General features: G+C 63.0%; 20 protein-coding genes, 1 tRNA gene and 6 pseudogenes. 16 read left to right on the top strand and 11 right to left on the bottom strand.

Going from position 1 to position 20,315, the window contains the following annotated elements:
* A pseudogene (locus tag HZB49_RS18365) lies at nt 1-308 on the top strand (hypothetical protein); the annotation flags it as partial.
* A 52-nt stretch (nt 309-360) separates the two neighbouring features.
* Here HZB49_RS18365 and HZB49_RS18360 read toward each other — a convergent pair.
* From HZB49_RS18360 to HZB49_RS18330, 7 genes and pseudogenes are all read right to left on the bottom strand, one after another.
* Nucleotides 361-1,005, bottom strand: a complete 645-nt coding sequence (locus HZB49_RS18360; RefSeq protein WP_291613896.1) for an FkbM family methyltransferase — start codon at nt 1,003-1,005, stop codon at nt 361-363.
* On the bottom strand, nt 996-1,157 hold the full coding sequence (locus tag HZB49_RS18355) for a hypothetical protein (protein WP_291613894.1): 162 nt from the start codon (nt 1,155-1,157) through the stop codon (nt 996-998). The genes HZB49_RS18360 and HZB49_RS18355 overlap by 10 nt, the downstream gene beginning before the upstream one ends.
* A gap of 113 nt (nt 1,158-1,270) precedes the next feature.
* Nucleotides 1,271-1,486: pseudogene (locus HZB49_RS18350) on the bottom strand (copper-binding protein); the annotation flags it as partial.
* Nucleotides 1,487-1,552: 66 nt separating this feature from the next.
* Nucleotides 1,553-2,050: a cupredoxin family protein gene (locus HZB49_RS18345; RefSeq protein ID WP_291613892.1), complete on the bottom strand. Its 498-nt coding sequence runs from the start codon at nt 2,048-2,050 to the stop codon at nt 1,553-1,555.
* Nucleotides 2,051-2,126: 76 nt separating this feature from the next.
* Nucleotides 2,127-2,324, bottom strand: a pseudogene (locus HZB49_RS18340) (copper oxidase); the annotation flags it as partial.
* Nucleotides 2,325-2,499: 175 nt separating this feature from the next.
* Entirely contained in the window at nt 2,500-2,976 is a 477-nt protein-coding gene (locus HZB49_RS18335; RefSeq protein ID WP_291613889.1) for a hypothetical protein, read from the bottom strand.
* Nucleotides 2,977-3,082: 106 nt separating this feature from the next.
* Nucleotides 3,083-3,353: pseudogene (locus HZB49_RS18330) on the bottom strand (metal-sensitive transcriptional regulator).
* Nucleotides 3,354-3,526: 173 nt separating this feature from the next.
* Here HZB49_RS18330 and HZB49_RS30070 point away from each other — a divergent pair.
* From HZB49_RS30070 to HZB49_RS18305, 5 genes and pseudogenes are all read left to right on the top strand, one after another.
* Nucleotides 3,527-3,668: pseudogene (locus HZB49_RS30070) on the top strand (YHS domain-containing protein); the annotation flags it as partial.
* A gap of 1,250 nt (nt 3,669-4,918) precedes the next feature.
* Nucleotides 4,919-5,293, top strand: a complete 375-nt coding sequence (locus HZB49_RS18320; RefSeq protein WP_291613865.1) for a hypothetical protein — start codon at nt 4,919-4,921, stop codon at nt 5,291-5,293.
* A gap of 186 nt (nt 5,294-5,479) precedes the next feature.
* Nucleotides 5,480-5,844, top strand: a pseudogene (locus HZB49_RS18315) (transposase); the annotation flags it as partial.
* Nucleotides 5,845-6,026: 182 nt separating this feature from the next.
* A complete protein-coding gene (locus HZB49_RS18310; RefSeq protein ID WP_291613863.1) occupies nt 6,027-6,293 on the top strand; it encodes a flagellar biosynthetic protein FliQ in 267 nt (88 codons plus the stop codon).
* A 344-nt stretch (nt 6,294-6,637) separates the two neighbouring features.
* Nucleotides 6,638-6,898, top strand: coding sequence for a hypothetical protein (locus HZB49_RS18305; protein WP_291613861.1), 261 nt, complete (start codon nt 6,638-6,640; stop codon nt 6,896-6,898).
* Nucleotides 6,899-7,194: 296 nt separating this feature from the next.
* Here HZB49_RS18305 and HZB49_RS18300 read toward each other — a convergent pair whose 3' ends face one another.
* Nucleotides 7,195-7,455, bottom strand: a complete 261-nt coding sequence (locus HZB49_RS18300) for a conjugal transfer protein TraD (RefSeq protein WP_291613859.1) — start codon at nt 7,453-7,455, stop codon at nt 7,195-7,197.
* A 1-nt stretch (nt 7,456) separates the two neighbouring features.
* The gene (locus tag HZB49_RS18295) at nt 7,457-7,783 is read right to left on the bottom strand and encodes a conjugal transfer protein TraD (RefSeq protein ID WP_291613900.1); all 327 of its coding nucleotides are present in this window, start codon (nt 7,781-7,783) and stop codon (nt 7,457-7,459) included.
* A gap of 171 nt (nt 7,784-7,954) precedes the next feature.
* Between HZB49_RS18295 and traA the strand changes: the two genes are divergently transcribed.
* Complete coding sequence (gene traA, locus HZB49_RS18290) at nt 7,955-10,921, top strand: Ti-type conjugative transfer relaxase TraA (protein ID WP_291613857.1); 2,967 nt, start codon at nt 7,955-7,957, stop codon at nt 10,919-10,921.
* Nucleotides 10,922-11,049: 128 nt separating this feature from the next.
* Entirely contained in the window at nt 11,050-11,262 is a 213-nt protein-coding gene (locus tag HZB49_RS18285; protein WP_291613855.1) for an AlpA family phage regulatory protein, read from the top strand.
* Nucleotides 11,263-11,563: 301 nt separating this feature from the next.
* On the opposite strand, the gene HZB49_RS18280 is transcribed toward HZB49_RS18285, so the two are convergent.
* A tRNA-Arg gene (locus HZB49_RS18280) sits at nt 11,564-11,640 on the bottom strand.
* A gap of 268 nt (nt 11,641-11,908) precedes the next feature.
* On the bottom strand, nt 11,909-13,300 hold the full coding sequence (locus tag HZB49_RS18275) for a HAMP domain-containing sensor histidine kinase (protein ID WP_291613853.1): 1,392 nt from the start codon (nt 13,298-13,300) through the stop codon (nt 11,909-11,911).
* A 482-nt stretch (nt 13,301-13,782) separates the two neighbouring features.
* Here HZB49_RS18275 and rpmH point away from each other — a divergent pair, with 482 nt between their 5' ends.
* The 8 genes from rpmH to HZB49_RS18235 all read left to right on the top strand — a co-directional run bounded on the left by rpmH (nt 13,783) and on the right by HZB49_RS18235 (nt 20,284).
* Complete coding sequence (gene rpmH, locus HZB49_RS18270; protein ID WP_008542748.1) at nt 13,783-13,917, top strand: 50S ribosomal protein L34; 135 nt, start codon at nt 13,783-13,785, stop codon at nt 13,915-13,917.
* A gap of 26 nt (nt 13,918-13,943) precedes the next feature.
* Nucleotides 13,944-14,354 (top strand): ribonuclease P protein component, encoded by a 411-nt coding sequence (gene rnpA, locus HZB49_RS18265; RefSeq protein ID WP_291613851.1) that lies wholly within the window; start codon nt 13,944-13,946, stop codon nt 14,352-14,354.
* A gap of 20 nt (nt 14,355-14,374) precedes the next feature.
* Nucleotides 14,375-16,267 carry a membrane protein insertase YidC gene (gene yidC, locus HZB49_RS18260; protein ID WP_291613849.1) on the top strand — a complete coding sequence of 631 codons (1,893 nt, stop codon included), beginning with the start codon at nt 14,375-14,377 and terminating at the stop codon, nt 16,265-16,267.
* A gap of 123 nt (nt 16,268-16,390) precedes the next feature.
* Complete coding sequence (yihA, locus tag HZB49_RS18255; RefSeq protein ID WP_291613847.1) at nt 16,391-17,047, top strand: ribosome biogenesis GTP-binding protein YihA/YsxC; 657 nt, start codon at nt 16,391-16,393, stop codon at nt 17,045-17,047.
* On the top strand, nt 17,044-17,415 hold the full coding sequence (locus HZB49_RS18250) for a DUF423 domain-containing protein (protein WP_291613845.1): 372 nt from the start codon (nt 17,044-17,046) through the stop codon (nt 17,413-17,415). Before yihA ends, HZB49_RS18250 begins: the two co-directional genes overlap by 4 nt.
* Before the next feature lie 92 nt (nt 17,416-17,507).
* A complete protein-coding gene (gene argB / locus HZB49_RS18245; protein WP_291613843.1) occupies nt 17,508-18,401 on the top strand; it encodes an acetylglutamate kinase in 894 nt (297 codons plus the stop codon).
* Between the two features lie 50 nt (nt 18,402-18,451).
* The gene (locus HZB49_RS18240; protein ID WP_291613898.1) at nt 18,452-19,465 is read left to right on the top strand and encodes a DUF1036 domain-containing protein; all 1,014 of its coding nucleotides are present in this window, start codon (nt 18,452-18,454) and stop codon (nt 19,463-19,465) included.
* 132 nt (nt 19,466-19,597) lie between these two features.
* On the top strand, nt 19,598-20,284 hold the full coding sequence (locus HZB49_RS18235) for a pyrimidine 5'-nucleotidase (RefSeq protein ID WP_291613841.1): 687 nt from the start codon (nt 19,598-19,600) through the stop codon (nt 20,282-20,284).
* The last annotated feature ends 31 nt before the right edge of the window (nt 20,285-20,315 follow it).

Below are 20,315 nucleotides of genomic sequence, written 5' to 3'. Positions count from 1 at the left end.
TCCCGACGGGGCGGTTGCGTCATTTCACCAACAAGATCGATCTATCCTATGGAATTTACATCTTCGGCTGGCCGATCACGCAGACGCTTATTTTGCTATACCCCGGCCTCGATGTCATCTCGCTCGTCATACTTTCCCTGGCCTTGGCGGCAACCATCGCTCTTCCTTCTTGGCTATGGATCGAGCGACCGGCCCTGCGCTCACGCGATGCGGCGATGGCGTTGCTTGAATCGGGACTTGAGGCGGCTTGGTGGTGGCGCCGGCTCCCCTCCGCAGAGACCGCCGTCGATGGTGGCAAGACGCAATAGAATGGTTAGGGGATCCATTGAGCGATCGGCAGACCGCATCGATTGCGAAAAGTCATGATGAAGCCCACGGCCCGGACAGCTCTCCTAGCTTCATCGCCGTCTCGTTCGCGATGTGTCTCGAAACTGCATGGGTCCGGTCGGCGCCGTGCTCCTCGCAGACGACGAGGCAGTTTCCAACCAGCAAGCCGCGCCCACCCTTCAGCGCTTCGATCTCGACGCCTTCGACATCGAGCTTGACGACGACAGGGATCGTGGAGTCGATCAGACCTGATTCGGCGAGCCCGTCGAGGGAGACGGTGTCGACGCAATCCGGCTCGCTTTGCGCCAGCGCGATCGTACCGAGCTTTTCATGCCTGCCGCCGACGACACGCGCGAAACCGCCGTTCTCGCCGCAGACCGCGGCGTTCAGGCAGCGGAAACGGTTTCCGTTCAAGTCGGAGTTGCGGGTGAGCCGCTGCGCGTTCGCCGAGGATGCTTCGATTGCCAGCGCGCTTTGCGAGCCAAAGGGACGGCTGGATGCCAGCACGGACCAGTACCCAAAGTTGGCGCCGCAATCGACGAAGAAGAATCGGTCCCGTGCTGCACTCCGGAGAAAAACCTCGATCTCCGCTTCGTAGTGATAACGGCGGTTGAGCAACCGGCTCCAGTAGCCGTCGCAGAACGGGATGGCGAACGCCGCGTCGTCGTTCAGGCGCACTGCGCAAGCGACGCCACGATGCGGCAGCCGAGCCTATAGCCGCGGTGCCCAAAAGGCGCCGTCGCGGCCGATCCGGCCTGCAGCGCGAGCAGCGCCGCACAATCGAGGACGGTTGCGCCGTCCAGACGGCCGTTCGCGCGATCGAACGTCAATGCGTCTCTGCCGACCGTCGTCTCAGGCCGGTGCAACGAAGCTTCCAATCGGTCCTCCCTGCGGCGTCAAAGCTATCAGGGCGCCGCGGTCGTCGACGGCGGCACCCTGACGTCTATCTGCCCTTCTGGAGCTTCGTGATGGTGATGCCGGCCGCGGCCCGTTCGGCTTCGAACTGGACCTTGTCGCCGACCTTGACCTGCTTGAGCATCGACGGATCCTGGACGCGAAACACCATCGTCAAACCGTCCTCGTCTATGTCGAGGTTCTTGATGGGGCCGTGCTTGAGGGTGATCTTGCCCGCCGCCTCGTCAATCTTCTTGACCTCCCCGCTGCAATCTTCAGTTTTTTCATTGGATTTCCTTTCGTAGGTTCGTTTTCCTGCGGATTCGCCTGGTCACTTCACGACGACGGTGCCGACCATTCCGGACTCTCGATGGCCGGGGATCAGGCAGGCGAATTCGAACTCGCCGGCCTTCGTGAACTTCCACACGATCTCATCGACCTTCTTCGGAGCCAGTCTTTTGGCGTTCGGATCGTCGTGCTCCATGTCGGGATTCTTCTTCATGGCTTCGGCGTGCTTGAGATTCTCCGCGGTCGTCGCGAGCACGAATTCGTGGTCCAGTTCACCGTTGTTGCGCAGCACGAACTTGATCTGCTCGCCCTTCTTCACTTCGATCTTGGGAGGCATGAACATCATCTTCCCGTCCATCTCGCCCATCGTGACCTGGACGATCCGGGCGGGCTTCTTGGCGTCGCCGGGCTCGCCCGCGGAGAACGTCTCGTCATGGCTGTGACTATGACCGGCCGGGCCTTCGCCTGCCCAAACGGCATTTCCACCAGCCAGTAGAAGGCCCGTGATCGCCGATGCGACGGCGTGGTTAAAGTTTTTCATCGTCTTCTCCTCTTTGATGTTGGTTTCGAAAGCGTCCGGGTCACATGTCCTTCATGTTCATGCCCTTCATGCCTTTTCATGCGCCCTTCATTTGCGTTGTCCCGCCCTCGTCCTTGCCGCCATTCCGGCGTGGAGCCGCCGCGGCCGGCGCATCGACTTCGTATGCGACCGTTCCTGGCGGATTCTTGTACGGACCCGGGTCCCGGTAGTCGTCGCGGGCCATTTCTTACCGGATCTTCGTGACCGAGAACAGGCAGGCACCGCCCGGCCCGAACGCCGCGACGGATGCTGCCGCGAGCAGACCCGATCTGAACTTGAATACCTTTCCAGCCACCGAACGGCGTCGGACTTCACCTCGTGCTGCGCACGCATCTAGGTTTCCCCCGGACTGAGGATGGACCACAGGTGCGCGCGTCCTAAAGGGCCGGCACCGCGTCTTGGCGGTCAGTTCAGGCGATGGGGGGACGGTAGAGTCGAGGGGGTGTGTTGTCCGCGACGGCACGGTAGTTGGCCGACAGACAAATCGTGCGCGGCGCGGGCGGCCGAATATCGGCCAGCTTGGCCGGCAAGGCGCTGACGCAGATCATGCCGCAACACTGTCCGCCGAAGGACTTGTCATGATTCACGGGAGACGAAACCGGATCCGATCCCGCAGCAGTTTGCCCATCGTCGGGCGCCGAAGCGACGACAGATGACGCATGGTCATGCGAACGGCCGTCCTCTTGGACGTGCTGCGCGACCGCGCTGATATGTTCGTGCACATGCACGATGCCCATGCCGTGTTCATCCTCGGTCAGACACGGGCCGGCACGGGTACCGTCGGAGAAGGCAAATGACATCGCCGGCGCCAGAACGCAAAACAGATAGACCAGCGCGAGCAATCGCCCCGCCATCGATCTCCTACTCCCGGTCAGCCAGTTCAGCATCGCTCGTCCGGATTCCCTACCGCTCGGTGGGCGGTGGCTCGAGAGCCTAGAGACAAACCGCGCCCGCGCCAAGGCGGAACCTTTGACGAGCCCGAAAGTTCCTCAATCATCTGCCGACCCTTCCGACGACGGTCATGATTTCTGCGATCTTTTTGCGCTGGTCCGTTTTGTCGCCGCTCGCGATCGCGTGTTCTACGCAATGGGCGATATGATCCTTCAGGAGTTTTTCTTCCACCCAGCGCGGCGCGGACGGTCGAAATTTGGGTCACGATATCGATGCAGTAGCGGTCCTCGTCCACCATCTTGGACAGGCCACGCACCCGGCCTTCGATCCGACTGAGCCATTTTTGGCAGGACGCCTTGACGTCTTTTCGCATGCCTCAAGATAGGCATGGAGGCCGAGATGGCCGAGAATCAAAAAGCCAAATCCGAAGGCGGCTGCGGATGCTCCGCGAAGACGCCTGCCAGGCCTGAAGCGCCGGTCGCAAAACGCGGATGCTGCGGCGGCGCGAGCGGTGGCCACGACTATCATCACCACGCTGCAGCCGCTGTCGTCGACGCGGTCTGCGGGATGAGCGTCGATCCGGAAACGAGCAAGCTTGGACTACCGAGACGTGACTTACCATTTCTGCTCCGCCGGTTGCCGCACTAAATTCGAGGCGGCGCCGCAGCAGTACCTCGACGAGGCAAAGGAGGGCACCACGCCGACCTCCCGGAGGCGCGATTTCGAGGGGGCTCTGGACGCTCGTCGATGATTCGCCCGCATCTTGGATGGCGCGCGCATCATCTCTCTCTGGCGCATGTCATCGGTGATTTCGGGCCACCTTGATATCGCCAGACGCATCTGCCGCCGCCAATTGGCGTCGGCGCTGCTGCATGGGAACCCACTTTCGTCGCGGCTTGAGGACGCGGCGTTGCTCTGCCGGACGCTAGTGCATAGCTCAGGTCGCTTTGAGAGTGACCCGCCCTGTATGTGCTCGGTCTGACCTCGCTTGGCCAATACCGATTGCCTGAGATCGTCGTTCCGGCTTGAGCCGCTGCCGAGATGGCAACAATCGGCAACAAGAGTGAAATCGTGAGACGGCGTTCCGTTGACATTGTCCGGCTCCATCATTTTTTGAGGCGCCTCATGCGCGCTCCTAATGGTGATTTCGGAGCAAATCGTTCGCCGGTTACAAGCTCACGCCGACGTGAGCCTGTCATTTGGCCTGCAATATTGGCTCAGACTCACTTTTGATGAATTTGACTGGCGAGTCGCGGTTCTCCGATGGAGGGAATCAGCATCATGCGAACCGATTTCCAAACATCATCCCTTGTGGCGCGCGGGTTGGCGGTTGAGAGCGTATATGATTCATCTGACTCGATTATCTTTGCTGTCCGATTGCGAGCCGGCATGGCCGAGTGTCCGTTGTGCGGAGTGGCGTCGCGCCGCATTCACAGTCGCTACAGCAGGCAGATGGCAGACCTGCCCAGCGCGGCATGTACGTCCGCGCGTGATCACGCGACGGTTCGTCTGTGAGGTCCGCAATCGCCGTCGACAGATCTTTGCCGAGCGGTTTGGCGACGAGGTTCTTCCAGTGCGGTCGCGCCGAACGGCGCGGCTGGAATGCATCGTCCAGTACCTCGGTTTGGCGCTCGGTGGCAGGCCGGCAGCAGCTTTCGGCAAGCGGCTGATCCTGCCGGTGAGCAATTATACCTTACTGAAGGTCGTCCGGCGACGGACCTGCCCGCGGACTGAGCCTCTGACTGCCATCGACATCGATGACTGGGCCTTCCGGAAGAACCATCGCTATGGAACGATCGTGTGCGATCTGGAGCGGCGGCGGATCGTAGCACTGTTGCCCGTTCGCGAGAATGCAACGGTGCAGGCCAGGCTTTTCAAGTATGCCGGGGTCAAGCGCGCGGCCGCGGTGGCGGCTATCGCGAGGCGGTCGCGGAGGCGTTGCCCAAGGCCATTCAGATCGCCGATCGCTGGCACCTGATGGAAAACGCGAGTTCGACTTTTCTGGTTTCTGTCCGCAAATCGTTGCGGGCGATCCGTACCGCAATCGGTGCCACCACGATCAATCCGGACCTGCTCACTTGCGCAGAACGACTGCAGTATCAGGGCTATCTGCGGCGTGAAGAGATCAATGCGGCAATCATGCGGCTTGTCAGCGAAGGGACCCCTATCAAGGGGATTGTGCGCCGCACCAGCCACAGCCGCAAACTCGTTCGGCAGATCGCCCGCGGTGAGAGAACCGGCAGAGTTCACTTGAACCGCACCTGCCATTGCTGGATGAGCTGTGGGACGCAGGCGGCCCGAAATACCCAATGACATGCACCAGAAAAAAATAATACGCACCGCTCGAATGTAGCGCACCTGCTTGCAAATAGATGCCGGTCGCCCCGAAGATTCATGATCTTCACCATCCTGCCCAGGCCCCGGAATATTTCGATAGACCCGCTTCAGCGCGAAGCAGGCGAAGACAACACGTTCACCGAGTTCAACTTTCCAGTCGCGCTGGCGGCGTTTGACGCCTTCGTCGAAACTGGGGCGTCAAATACGACAAGGCGGTCGCGCGCCTGGTCAAGGATCGCGAAGCGTTGCCGGCTTTCTACGACTTCCCTGCTGAGCACTGGAAGCATCTGCGCACGACGAGTGTGATCGATAGCTCGTTCGCGACGGAGCGCCGCCGCGCGGTACGCTCCAAGGGCGGTCTGTCGAATAAGACCGCGCTCGCCATGATCTTCAAGCTCGCCGAGGCCGCCGAGAAAAGTTGGCGTCGGCTCGATAGTCATAACCAGTTGCCGAAAGTCATCCTCGGTGTAAAGTTCGCCGACGGAATTGAGGTCGTCAGATCGCAAGCACAAGCCGCTGCCGCCTGATCCCTTCCATCACCAAGATTCGGCGATAGCTCGGCCACGCCTCGGAGCAGCCAATCTACCAGAAACAGCCAGAGGAATTGGTCTAGGAGGCGATTCGCAGCGCACGGTCGAATGGATTCGAATTGGGCTAGTGTCGGAAAGGATGTAGGGTGAGGCAGCGAATCACGTCGTCAAGAGGACGCATGACCGGGATCGAGGTAGTCGAGACAGCGCGAGACGCGATCCTCGCAGTCGTCGTGATCTCAGCGCCACTCTTGGTGATCGGTACTGTTGTTGGTGTGGCTATATCACTGATCCAAGCTCTGACCCAGATCCAAGAGCAAACTCTCATATTTGTGCCAAAGATCATTGCCACGTTCATCGGTTTCCTGCTCGCCTTGCCGTTCATGGCTGAAACACTCAACCAGTACACGATCCGGATGGCTTCGCTGATCATCTCGCAGCGGTAGTGGCTTCAACTTGACGAGCCGTCGCCCCTCCCCTCGAGGAGGAGACCTGCGTTGCAGTCTGCGCGGTGTTGTCCTTAGACAGTCCAACAGTTCAAGCTAACCTCAACAAAGCATGGACCCAGATTACGTCTTGCCTTCCAGCCGTAGCCGTTTGTAAAGCGCTTGGACGGCATCGGAAAAATCGTGCGACGCGTTTTTCCGTGCAGTGATCTGAGCTATCGCTAAATTTTGGTGACGGCCTGGCCGATTAGGCGGCTGCGGTTATGGGCTGCAAACAGTTTGCAAAGTGATTGTGTGGCCCTCGGCATCGAGTATCCGCTGGACGTAGAGCAGCAGTTTCCGCAATGGGCGATGTCCTGGGCGAGATTCTCGATCGAGATGCCGGCTTTGATCCGCTTCACATTCAATTCGGACAGCACGACTTTGGTGTCTCTGCGCGATCTCCGCTTCGAGACTTGCTCGACGGTCTGTCGGACGGAATTCCGCTTCACGATAACCCAGCTCTCGAAGAAGATTTGCACCTTATATCAGCAACTCGCATCCACTCCACGCCGGTTGCTATTGCCTTGGCAGTTCGGGGGTTCGGCTTGTGCATCGGCAGATGACAAGGTGGGAAATTGCAACGGAAAGCCACAAGGTTGAGGTTGAGCTGCTGCCGGTTTAGTGGACGCCTTCTTCGACAAGGCCGAAGACACCGCCAGCCGCGGCCTCAGGCGAGACATAACTGATGTTTGCGCATCGGCTGGTGGGGTGGCAACCACAATCTTGTATCTACGAGCCCGCGAAGCAAGTTATCCTTTTGGCGGATCGCGAGTTCCGTCGCCACGCTTCCAGCGCCCATCGCATGCTCGAACGACGCTCCGCGCACGCAGTCGCTCGGCTGACATGACATTGTCGTGCATCAAACTGCTGAAACAGTTTGATCTGCCCCCTTGTGTGTTGCCGGGTCCGCCTCGAACGCTTGCTTCCCCTTTGCGGCCCATAGCTCGCGCGCCTGTTCGCCCTGATCGCTTTGGAGCTTGTCAGCCATCCAAAGCAGCGCGCCAAGGATGGTGGCGCGATCATCGCCGGTTAGGTCCACGACACGAGCCTTGACGACGAGGCCGCCCAGTTCGATCAGGTGCCGCGTGCGCTTGCGGCGCTCGACTTGCCAGGTGCGCATGTCATGCCGCGCCCTTGCTGCCTGTTGACGGTTGCGCGCCGCCCGGTTGCGCCCGAGCGCCGCCAGCGTGGCGGTCAGCTGCCGGTGTTGTTCGCCGCGACCGGCTCTGAAAAAACGCGGCCCCGCGCTTCGCCCAGGCCTCCCTCTTTCCAACGTCCTTTGTCTCAGCCAGCACGATCAGCGCGCCCGCCAGTTCGTCAGCGCTGAGGCTATCTGCCCCGGTGGCGATGACCAGTTCGCCGAGCTGCTGTACCTTGCGGCTCTTGAGGTCGCGGGCCTTGTCTTGAAGCGCTTTCAGTTCCCCGTCGAAATCCCGCGGCTTGCGCATCACATTCTCCAGCAATGTTGATGAAGGGATGATAGTTGAGCCTTGGGCATAATGCTGTAAGGTCGCCGGGACGGTTTGAGACGGTGTAATCCCGCCCGAGAATTTTTCGAGGGAGGGCGCGCTTATACGTCGTTCCGACGTGCGCTTCGCTGTGCCACTGATCCGGTCGCGATGGCGATCTATCATCTTCACGTCAAGGTCATTGGCCGCAAGGCCGGCTCCAGCGCGGTGGCGTCAGCCGCCTATCGCTCGGGCTCGCGGCTGCGCGACGAGCGACTTGAGCGCAACCACGACTTTTCGGCCAAGCGTGGCGTCGTCCATTCCGAGGTGATGCTGCCTGAAAATGCGCCGGAGGCATGGAGCGACCGCGAGCGGCTGTGGAACGATGTCGAGGCGTTCGAGATGCGCAAGGACGCACAGCTTGCCCGAGAGGTCGAATTCGCGCTTCCACGCGAGATGACCCAGGCTCAGGGCATTGAGCTCGCCCGCGACTTTGTGCGGGCCGAGTTCGTAGGTTTGGGGATGATTGCCGACCTCAATGTGCACTGGGACATGATCGAGGACGGCATGCCCAAACCCCATGCCCATGTCATGCTGACCATGCGCCAAGTGAACGTAGATGGCGACGAGAACGGCGGCTTTGGTCCGAAGGTGCGGGACTGGAACCGCACCGAGATGGTCGAGCGTTGGCGGGAACGCTGGGCCGCGCTTGCCAACGAAAGGCTGGCCGAACTCGATATCGACGCGCGGATCGACCATCGCAGCTTCGAGGCGCAGGGCATTGCGCTGGAGCCGCAAAGCAAGATCGGTGCGCCGGCGCAACGGATCGAGGGCGAAGGGGTCGAGGCCGCCGACCGCGCGGAGATGCACCGCGAGATCGCGCGCAACAACGGCGCGCGGATCATCGCCAATCCTTTCATCGCACTGGACGCAATCACCCATCAGCAATCGACCTTCACGCACCGCGACATGGCTGTCTTCGCGCACCGACATAGCGACGGGATCGACCAGTTCAACGATGTCGTGGGCGCTGTGCGTAGCGCGCCAAATCTGGTCGAACTCGGCAAGGACGCTCGCGGCGAGGATCGCTTCACCACGCGCGAGATGATTGAGGCCGAACAGCGCCTGCACCGCGCCGTCGGACTTATGGCAGAACGGGAATGCCATGAGGTGAACGGCACCGACAAGCGGGCGGCTCTTGCGCGTGCGGAAGCGCGCGGTCTTGTCCTTTCAGGCGAGCAGGCCGACGCGCTGGCGCATGTCACGGACGGGCGCGATCTTGGGATCGTGGTCGGCCATGCCGGAACGGGAAAGAGCGCGATGCTGGGCGTGGCGCGGGAGGCGTGGGAGGCGGCCGGCTATGAGGTCCAGGGGGTGGCGCTGTCCGGCATCGCCGCACAAAACCTCGAAAGCGGATCGGGCATTGCGTCGCGCACCATTGCCAGCATGGAACATGGCTGGCAACAGGGTCGCGACGGGCTTACAACCCGCGATGTGCTTGTCATCGATGAGGCGGGCATGGCCGGCACGCGCCAGTTGGAGCGCGTCCTATCCCGTGCTGCCGAAGCCGGCGCAAAGGTCGTCCTGATCGGCGATCCAAAACAGCTGCAAGCAATAGAAGCGGGCGCGGCGTTCCGGTCGATCCATGAGCGTCACGGCGGAGCGAAAATCGGCGAAGTGCGCCGCCAGCGGCAGGACTGGCAGCGCGAGGCTACGCGCGATCTCGCCGATGGCAAAACCGGTAATGCGCTTGACGCCTATCGCTCCCGCGGCATGGTGCATGGTGCTCAAACCCGCGAACAGGCGCGCGGCGATCTGATCGATCGCTGGGACCGCGACCGGCAGGCGTCGCCGGACAATAGCCGGATCATCCTGACCCATACCAATGACGAGGTTCGCGCGCTGAACGAGGCAGCGCGCGAGCGGATGCGGACTGCGGGTGATCTGGGCGATGAGGTGCGTGTGACGGTCGAGCGCGGCGCGAGAAACTTCGCCAGCAGGGATCGCGTCATGTTTCTGCAAAACGAGCGCGGCCTTGGCGTGAAGAACGGCACACTCGGGACCATCGAGCAAGTCAGCCCGCAATCCATGACCGTGCGCACCGACGATGGCCGATCCGTAGCCTTCGACCTCAGGGATTATAGCCGGATCGACCATGGCTATGCGGCGACGATCCACAAGGCGCAGGGCATGACAGTGGACCGCACCCATGTGCTGGCGACCCCGGGCATGGACGCCCATGCCAGCTATGTCGCGCTGTCGCGGCACCGCGACGGCATGGACCTGCACTACGGCCACGATGACTTCGCCGGTCAGGATCGGCTGGTTCGCACCCTGTCGCGCGATCGCGCGAAGGACATGGCCTCGGATTACGAGCAGATCGAGCCGGCGCAGAGCTATGCCGAGCGGCGCGGCATTACCTTCCGCGAGCGTGTCGCCGAAATTGTCAGGAAGATCGTGCCCGAGAAGATGCGCGGCATGTTCGAAGGGCTGCGGCCGTCCGCTGACGCCGTGCCTGGCCCGGACGACGCGCGAAGGCCGGAACGGGAAAGGCCGGAAAGGACGGCGGCGGAAGACCCGGAAGCGGCGCTGCGCAAGGCCCGCACGAAGGCGCTGGTTCGCCATGCCCGGGCCGTGGCTGCGATCTTCGATATGCAGGAGCGGGGCGCCAAGGCCAGCCCGGAGCAGGTGAAGGAATTGCAGGAGGCCCGCAAGGTCTTCGAGGAGGTGCGGCCCTATGGCTCGCACGACGCCGAAGCTGCCTACAAGAAAAACCCGGAACTCGCCCTTGAAGCCGCTTCGGGCAACTCTGCCCGTGCCATCCGCGCGCTCCAGCTTGAAACCGAACTGCGTACCAATCCGAGCCGCCGCGCTGACCGTTTCGTGGAGCGCTGGCAGAAGCTCGACCACACCAGCCAACGCCAGTATCAGGCCGGCGACATGTCCGGCTACACGGCGACGCGCACGGCGATGGGCGACATGGCGAAAAGCCTCGAACGCGATCCGCAACTGGAGTCCATCCTCACCAACCGCAAGATCGAACTCGGCATCACGTTCGAATCAGGCCGCCGGCTCGGCCAGGAATTGGCTTTCATTCACGGCATCGACATCGGCAGAGGCCGAGGCATCGGAATTTGAACCATCCATCTGCCATCGTCTCTACGCCACGCTACGACGAGTCGAACAACCCTCTTGCCCGCTTGCACCTGCATGTCCTGTCTGGGCTCAGAAGCCGTCAGAAATAGCCAGCAGGAGGCAACGCGGCTATGCACGAACCGGAACGTATCATCCGCCTCAGAACCGTTCTTTCCCGGACCGGGCTGTCCCGGTCCACCATCTACCGCAAGATCGCCGAGGGCACGTTCCCGCCGCAGATCAGGATCAGCGTCAACGGGAGCGGCTGGCATGAGTCCGACATCAACCGCTGGATTGCTGATCCCGTCGCATGGCGCCCGAAGCGCGAGCTCGATGTGGTCTGACGAGGCATGTGGTCATTTGCTGCCGGCGACCGTGAACCGGGCCGGCGTCAGGGCCGCAAAAGGTTGCGCTGTCGCACCTCCGCTTCGCGGCTTCGGCCTTGACAGCCCGACGCCGCCCCGGTTTGGGCGCTCCAAGCAGACAAAGGCGGATTGGGAGCGGTCACGCTTCCAATCCGGAATGGAAAGCATCGGCGCCTGCCGGCTAAAAATTTCCCCAGACTAAAACCCAGACTAAACAGAGATTCTAGTCTGGGGTGATTTTAGGCCGTTCTGAAAATCGATGACATGTGAAGAAGATAGATGGCGCGCCCGGAACGATTCGAACGTCCGACCCTCAGATTCGTAGTCTGATGCTCTATCCAGCTGAGCTACGGGCGCGTTTTCTTCGGCGATATGGGGCTTGAAAACCCGATTTGCATCCGGTGAAGGCTCGGATGGCCGCGAAGAGCGCTCTAGCTACCGGCTTCCGGACTGGTTTGCAAGGTCCGGAAGCGACGTGGTCCGGGCGCCGGACCGCATGGTTTCCATCGTCATTCCGGGGGCGCGCGTGAGCGCGAACCCGGAATCTCGCTCCATTAGCTCCAGATTCCGGGTTGATCGCTGCGCGAAGCCCCGGAATGACGGAAAAGACTGCGGTTATAACGGCTTAGGCGCTGGCCCGCTCGTTGCGCACGGTCTGCAGTTCCACCGGGCGGTCAGGGATGGAGATGCGGAAGGTGGCGCCGATGGTGCCTTCGACGAGGTGGATGCTGCCGCCATGGGCGCGGATCAGTTCGGCGGCGATGGCCAGTCCCAGCCCGCTGCCGCCGGGGCGACCGGAGGTCTGGAACGCCTCGAACAGATGCGCACGCGTCTTCGCCGGCACGCCGGGGCCGGTGTCGGACACTTCCAGGATCGCAACCGAGCCCTCGCGGCGGCCGGTGATGCGGATCTGCATCGCGGCGGCGCTGCTTTGCGGCTGGCTCTCCAGCGCCTGCGCCGCGTTGCGCACGAGGTTGAGCAGCACGCGGAACAGCTGGTCGGGATCGGCATCGATGGAGAGGCCGCGCTCGATTGCGGCGACCCAAGTGATCGAGGCGTCGCTGGCGAGACCTGCGGATTCCCGCACCTCGGCGACGACAGGCTCGACCAGCATCAGCCGGCGGTCGGGCTCGGCCTCCTGCGCGCGGCCGTAGGACAGAGTGGACTGGCAGAAGGCGATCGCGCGCTCCAGCGAGCGCATCAGCTTTGGCGCAAAGCGCTGCACGCGCGGATCGGGCACGCTGGCGAGCTGGTCCGACAGCAGCTGCGAGGACGCCAGCAGGTTGCGCAGATCGTGGTTGATCTTGGAGACGGCAAGACCGAGGGCGGCGAGCCGGCTCTTCTGATGCAGCATCGAGACGAGGTCGCGCTGCATGTCACTCAATTCCCGCTCGGCGACGCCGATCTCGTCGCCGCGCTGGCTCGGAACGATGATGCGCGCAGGATTTTCCGGGTTTTCGTGGAAGCCGACGAGATTGGCGGTGAGCCGCCGCATCGGCCGCACGAAGAGATAATGCAAGGCGAGGTAAACCAGCGCCGACACGATGCCGGCGATCAAGAGCGACACGATCAGCACGTTGCGCGAGAAGCGGTACATCGCCTTGCGCAGCGGCGCCTCGTCGATCACCACCTCGATGAATTGCGCGGCGCCCGGCGCCTTGCCGACCACGCGGATCGCGTGGTTGTCGTTCTCGAACATGACCTCGAACGCATCGTGGATCGCCGCCCACACGGTGATGTTGCGGGTGTCGATGTCGTGGTCGATCTTCTCGGGCAGATCGGCGCTCGCCAGCAGGCGGCGCTGCTGGCCCATCTTGATGGCCACCGCACGCGCATCGATGCTGGTGAGGATCTGCCGCGCCAGCGTCTCCGGCACCATGCCCGACGGTGCGGCATCCAGCACCAGGGCGGCGGTGTTGGCGGCGGCGAGGCGATCGTTGAGCCGGTTGACCCGGAAGTTGGCGATGGCGGGCACGTAGATCATCATGCCGGCGATCATGGCCAGCGGAATGGTCATCAAGAGCAGCTTGCCGGACAGGCCGAACCGGCGCGCCCCCCCGGGGGGTCGCGGCCTGTCGCCGTCCGGCTGATTGTCAGTCGCCTCTGACACGATATCTGCCCTCGATATCCGGTCCTGCAGGATGCGGTCCTGCCCCCAAGCCGGTCAAATTACCGATCGCTAATGTGCGCCGGTTCCCTGATCTAGTGTTCGGCCGGACGGGTCGCCATCCTCAACCGTTAAAACACCGCAAAATCAGCAATATTTACGGAGATTGTGCCGTTTCGAAGAACCCCGGCCGAGACATCTGATAGCGTTGACGAATTGGGGTCGCTCGCTTATAAGCCGCGCCAATTGTCCGCGATGGCCCGGTTTTTCGGGCGGCGGCTCATTGGGGCCGCAAACGGCCGTTTTGGGCCGGTCAGCATCACCGGACGCCTTCTCAATTCAACGGCAGATTGCCTCAAGCGGCGAATTGCTATGTCAGCGGAGATCGACCCGTGAAGCGGACCTATCAACCCAGCAAACTGGTGCGCAAGCGCCGCCACGGTTTCCGCGCGCGCCTGGCCACCGCCGGCGGCCGCAAGGTTCTCGCCGCCCGCCGCGCGCGGGGCCGCAAGCGTCTGAGCGCCTGAGCCGGGCCGCCCCTAGGACAGCAAACATGGATCGGCTAAGGCAGCGGGCGGACTTCCTCGCCGTTGCCAATGGCGCGAGGGTCTCCAGCGCGGCCTTTGCCCTGCAGGCCCGCCGCCGCGACGACCAGGGTCCGATCCGCCTCGGCTTCACCGTCACCAAGAAAAACGGCACCGCCACCGAGCGCAACCGCATCCGGCGCAGGCTTCGCGAACTGGTGAAGCGGCTGGACGTCATATCCATGCGACCGCACCATGATTATGTGCTAGTCGGCCGCCGGGAGGCGCTGACGCGGGACTTTGCGGTCATGCTGGACGATCTGCGTTCGGCGCTCCGCCGCCTTGATCGACCGACCAAAGCGTTTTCAAGCGAAGTGGGTTCCGGTTCGCGTAAAGAAAACGCGTCTAAGAAGGACTCACGGCGCTCCACCCCGACCTGAATGACGAGACCGCAAAACCGATGACCGACAATCGCAACACCATCCTCGCCGTCATTCTGTCCGGCCTCGTGCTGATCGCCTGGCAATATTTCTACAATGTGCCGCAGATGGAGAAGCAGCGCGTCGAGGCCCAGAAGCAGGCCGAGCTGCAGAAGCCGACGCAGGCGGCGCCCGGCGCCGCTCCGGGAACCAGCACGCCCGGCAGCGCGACGCCGCAGGCCGGCACCACGCCCTCCTCGGGCACGCCGGTGACGCCCGTCGCCAGCGCCCTGCTGCCGCGCGACGCCGCGATCGCGGCCACCCCGCGCATCAAGATCGACAGCCCGAAGATCTCCGGCAGCATCTCGCTCAGGGGCGCGCGCATCGACGACGTCGCGCTGAACCAGTATCGCGAGACGGTCGATCCGAAGTCGCCGGCCATCGTGCTGTTCTCGCCGTCGCAGACCGCAAGCCCCTATTACGCCGAGTTCGGCTGGGTGCCGGCGGCGGGCTCGCAGATCCGCCTGCCCGACCAGAACACGATGTGGACGCAGGAAGGCTCGAATGTGCTGTCGCCGTCGAGCCCGGTGGTGCTGAAGCACGACAACGGCGAAGGCCTCACCTTCAAGCGCACCATCGCGATCGACGAGCGCTATCTCTTCACGGTGAAGGACGAAGTGAGCAATATCGGCTCCACGCCGGTGACGCTCTATCCGTTCGCGCTGATCTCGCGCCACGGCGCGCCCGAGGTGTCCGGCTATTACATCCTGCACGAAGGCCTGATCGGCTATCTCGGCGAAAAGGGACTGCAGGAATATCCCTACAAGTCGATCGACGATGCCAAGCAGGTGGAGTTCAACGTCACCAATGGCTGGCTCGGCATCACCGACAAATACTGGGCCTCGGCGCTGCTGCCCGACACCACGGCGAAGCTGAAGGCGCGTTTTTCGTCCAACCTCGTCGGCAAGACCCGCACCTACCAGACCGACTATCTGCAGGACCCGCAGACGATTCCGATCGGCGGCACCGGCTCCTCCAATGCACGGCTGTTTGCCGGCGCCAAGGAAGCGGGCGTGGTCGGCATCAACTTCCCGCTGGTTGGGCTGGGCGGCTACAACAAGCAGCTCGGGCTCAACCATTTCGATCTCTTGATCGACTGGGGCTGGTTCTACTTCATCACCAAGCCGATGTTCCTGGCGCTGGACTGGTTCTTCCACATGTTCGGCAATTTCGGCATCGCGATCCTGCTGGTGACCGTGCTGGTGAAGCTGATCTTCTTCCCGCTCGCCAACAAGTCCTACGCCTCGATGGCGAAGATGAAGTCGGTGCAGCCGCAGCTGCAGGCGCTGAAGGAACGCTTCCCCGACGACAAGGTGAAGCAGCAGCAGGAGATGATGGAGATCTACAAGAAGGAGAAGATCAATCCGGTCGCGGGCTGTCTTCCCGTCCTGCTGCAGATCCCGGTGTTCTTCTCGCTCTACAAGGTGCTGTTCGTCACCATCGAGATGCGTCACGCGCCGTTCTACGGCTGGATCAAGGATCTCTCGGCGCCCGACCCGACCACGATCTTCAACCTGTTCGGGCTGATTCCGTTCGATCCGCTCGCGGTGTTCGGCCCGCATATCGGCGCCTATCTGATGCTCGGCATCTGGCCGATCGTCATGGGCATCACGATGTGGGTCCAGATGAAGCTCAACCCGGCGCCCCCGGATCCGACCCAGAAGATGATCTTCGACTGGATGCCGCTGATCTTCACCTTCATGCTGGCGAGCTTCCCCGCGGGCCTCGTCATCTACTGGGCGTGGAACAATCTGCTCTCGGTCATCCAGCAGAGCTACATCATGCGCAAGAACGGCGTGAAGGTGGAGCTGTTCGACAATCTCCGGGCCACCTTCGCGAAGAAGCCAGAGGCGAAGGCGGAGTCGAAGACGTGACGTCGCGCGCATTCGCGTGACGTCATTCCGGGGCGATGCGAAACATCGAACCCGGAATCTCGAGATTCCGGGCCTGGTGCTCCGCACCATCCCGGAATGACCGACGAGCAGGGACGCCTTCGCATGACCGCCACCGACATCGATGCGGAGCTGATCGAGCAAGGGCGAAAGCTGTTCGCCGGCGACTGGCACTTCATCTGGGCCTCGCCCTCGATCGAGACGCTGCCGCCGATGGGTGGCATCGAAATCGCGTTCGCCGGCCGCTCCAATGTCGGCAAGTCGAGCCTCATCAACGCGCTGACCGGCCGCAACGCGCTGGCGCGCACCTCGCACACGCCGGGCCGCACGCAGGAACTGATCTTCTTCGAAGGCCCCGACAAGAATGGTCTGCGGCTGGTCGACATGCCCGGCTATGGCTACGCCGCGGCGGCGAAGACCAAGGTCGCGTCATGGACCGCGCTGATCCACAAATTCCTGCTGGGGCGCGCTTCTCTGGCGCGCGTCTATGTGTTGATCGACGGCCGCCACGGCCTGAAGGACGTCGACCAGGACGTGCTGAAGACGCTGGACAAGTCCGCCGTGAGCTACCAGATCGTGCTGACCAAGGCCGACCAGGTGAAGGCGGCCGAACTCGCCGCACGGATCGAGGAAACCAAGGCGGCGCTGGCAAGACATCCCGCTGCGTTTCCCGAAGTGCTGACAACGTCCTCGCGCTCGGGCCAGGGCATGCCGGAATTGCGCGCGGCGATGGTGCGCCTGATGCGGGAGCGCGGGCAATGAACCGTGCCGCGCGCGTGCTGATCGTGCTGGCGGGCATCATGGGTGCCGACGGCGTCATCCTGGCGGCAGCCTCCGCACACCAGGCCGAAGCCTCGCGGCTTGCCGCCGCATCGTCGATGCTGCTGTTTCATGCCTGCGCCGTGCTGGCGGCCGTGGCGCTGGCGGAGCGCGCTCTCATCCATGCCCGCATCGGGCTTGCTGCTGCGGGCGGATTCGTCGTCGCGGCGGCGCTGTTCGCCGGCGACCTGACGCTGCGGCAATTTGCCGGCCACGGCCTGTTCCCGCTTGCCGCGCCGACCGGCGGCACGCTGCTGATCGCAAGCTGGCTGGCACTGGCGGTTGCAGCGGCGTGGCCCCGGCGCGCGTGACAGGGCTGCGGCGCGGCCTCTTTGCGCCCTGCCCGGCAATCGGATAGAAACCGGCCCGACATCCGCCCCGCCCGTTCTCGCGAGACCGTTTCATGACCGACACCGATATCAGCCCGCTCGACAAGGCCCGCATCCTGTCCGAGGCGCTGCCGCACATGCAGGAATATGACGAGGAAACCATCGTCATCAAGTATGGCGGCCATGCCATGGGCGACGAGGACACCGCGAAAGCTTTCGCGCGCGACATCGTGCTGCTGGAGCAGACCGCGATCAATCCGGTGGTGGTGCATGGCGGCGGGCCGCAGATCGCGACCATGCTCAAGCGCCTCGGCATCCAGTCGGAATTCGCAGCCGGCCTGCGCATCACCGACGCCGCCACCATCGAGATCGTCGAGATGGTGCTGGCGGGTTCAGTCAACAAGCAGCTGGTCGGCTACATCAACGAGGCCGGCGGCAAGGCGGTGGGCCTGTCCGGCAAGGACGGCAGCATGGTGAAGGCGTCGAAGACCAAGCGCACCATGGTCGATCCGGATTCCAACATCGAGAAGGCGATCGATCTCGGCTTCGTCGGCGATCCCGAGAAGGTGGACCTCACGTTGCTCAACCAGCTGATCGGCCATGAACTGATTCCGGTGCTGGCGCCGCTCGCGACTTCGGCCGACGGGCAGACACTGAACGTCAACGCCGACACTTTTGCAGGGGCCGTGGCCGGCGCGCTGAAGGCCAAGCGCCTCTTGCTGCTCACCGACGTGCCCGGCGTGCTCGACAAGTCGAAGAAGCTGATTCCCGAACTCTCCGTAAAGGACGCGCGAAAACTGATCGCCGACGGCACCATTTCCGGCGGCATGATCCCGAAGGTCGAGACCTGCATCTACGCCCTGGAGCAGGGCGTGCAGGGCGTCGTCATCATCGACGGCAAGACTCAACATGCGGTATTGCTTGAGCTGTTCACGAATCAGGGCACCGGCACGCTGATCCACAAGTGACAGGCTTCAGAGAGAAAGCCCCGAAGATCAGGCGCAGTCTTCGCGCCCGGATGCGCCGTTATGTGCGGCGTACGGCTCTCTCTTTGCCTGCGGCAATTGTGTCGATCCTGGCGTCTGCCGCACCCGCGCATGCGGACCTGAAACTCTGCAACCGCATGAGCTATGTGGTCGAGGTGGCGATCGGCATCGATCATCAGTCGGCGACCGCCACGCGCGGCTGGTTCCGCATCGATCCCGCCGGCTGCCGCGTGGTGGCGCAGGGCACGCTGACCGCCGATCGCATCTTGCTGCATGCGCGCGCGCTCGGTCTCTACGGCTCCTCGCCGGCGCCGCAGGGCGGTGCCGACACGCTCTGCATCGCCGAGCAGAATTTCGTCATCGCAGCTGCGCGGCAATGCCGTTCCGGACAGACCCCGGCGCCGTTCACCCAGATCAATCCGACGCAGACCGACGACGGCCACCTCATCGCCTATCTCGCCGAAGACTCCGAGTACGACGACGAGCAGGCGCGACTAGCGGGCATCCAGCGGCTGCTGGTCGTCGCCGGTTACGATGCCGCGCCGATCGACGGCACCGACGGGCCGAAGACCCAGGCCGCGCTGAATGCGTTTCTGAAGAGCCGCGGGCTGAATGCGGACGCCGTGCAGCAGCCGAACTTCTTCGCCAAGCTGATCGAGGCGGTGCAGTCGCCTTCCGCGACGGGGCTGACCTGGTGCAACGACACGCCGCACAAGGTCATGGCGGCGGTGGCGACGGACGACGGCAAGACCGTGACGAGCCGCGGCTGGTACCGCATCGACCCCGGCAAGTGCCTGCATCCCGACGTCGCCGGCCAGCCGAAGCAGATTTTCAGCTTTGCGGAAGCCGTCGACGGCGAGAACCGCACGGTGAAGTACAGGGACAAGGCGTTGAACTGGGGCGGCGCCACGCAGCTCTGCACCCGGGAAGCCAAGTTCGAGATCAACGAACAGGGCGATTGCGGCACGCGCGGGCTTTCCGCCGCAGGCTTTGCCGCCGTCGACATGAGCGGCGGCAGCAAGACGCTGCGCTTTGCGATGCCATGAAGATTCCGCACACTCACTTGTCATCACCGGCGAATGCGGGTGATCCAGTACGCCGAGGCGGCAGTTATCTTCTCGACGCCCCGGCGTACTGGATCGCCGGTCGAGCCGGGCGATGACAGCGGGGGAAATGCGATGACCCCTCCCCGCGGCTTTGACCATGTCGACACCTGGGTGTTCGACCTCGACAACACGCTCTATCCGCATCACGTCAATCTGTGGCAGCAGGTCGATGCTCGGATCGGCGAGTTCGTGGCTGATTTCCTCAACGTCTCGCCAGAGGAAGCACGGCGCATCCAGAAGGACTACTACCGCCGCTACGGCACCACCATGCGCGGCATGATGACCGAGCACGGCGTCATCGCCGACGATTTCCTCAGCTATGTGCACAGGATCGATCATTCGCCGCTGGAGCCCAATCCGGCGATGGGGGCTGCGATCGCAAAGCTTTCCGGCCGCAAGCTGATCCTCACCAACGGCTCGGTCGATCATGTCGATGCGGTGCTGGACCGCCTCGGGCTGTCGGGACATTTCGACGCGGTGTTCGACATCATCGCAGCCGAGCTCGAGCCGAAGCCGGCGCCGCAGACCTATCAGCGATTTCTCGACCTGCACGGCGTCGATCCGGCGCGGTCGGCGATGTTCGAGGATCTTGCGCGCAATCTCGTGGTGCCGCACCGGCTCGGCATGACCACCGTGCTGGTGGTGCCCGACGGGGCGAAGGAAGTGGTGCGCGAGGACTGGGAGCTGGAAGGCCGCGATGCCGGCCATGTCGATCACGTCACCGACGATCTGACCGGGTTCTTGCAGCGCCTGCTGTAACTGTCATCCCGGCCTTGACTCACACGCCCCA

The sequence above is a fragment of the Bradyrhizobium sp. genome, assembly GCF_016219575.1.
Lineage (GTDB): Bacteria > Pseudomonadota > Alphaproteobacteria > Rhizobiales > Xanthobacteraceae > Bradyrhizobium.
Note: the sequence above shows the minus strand (reverse complement) of the source record. Positions and strands in the feature narration are given on the sequence as shown.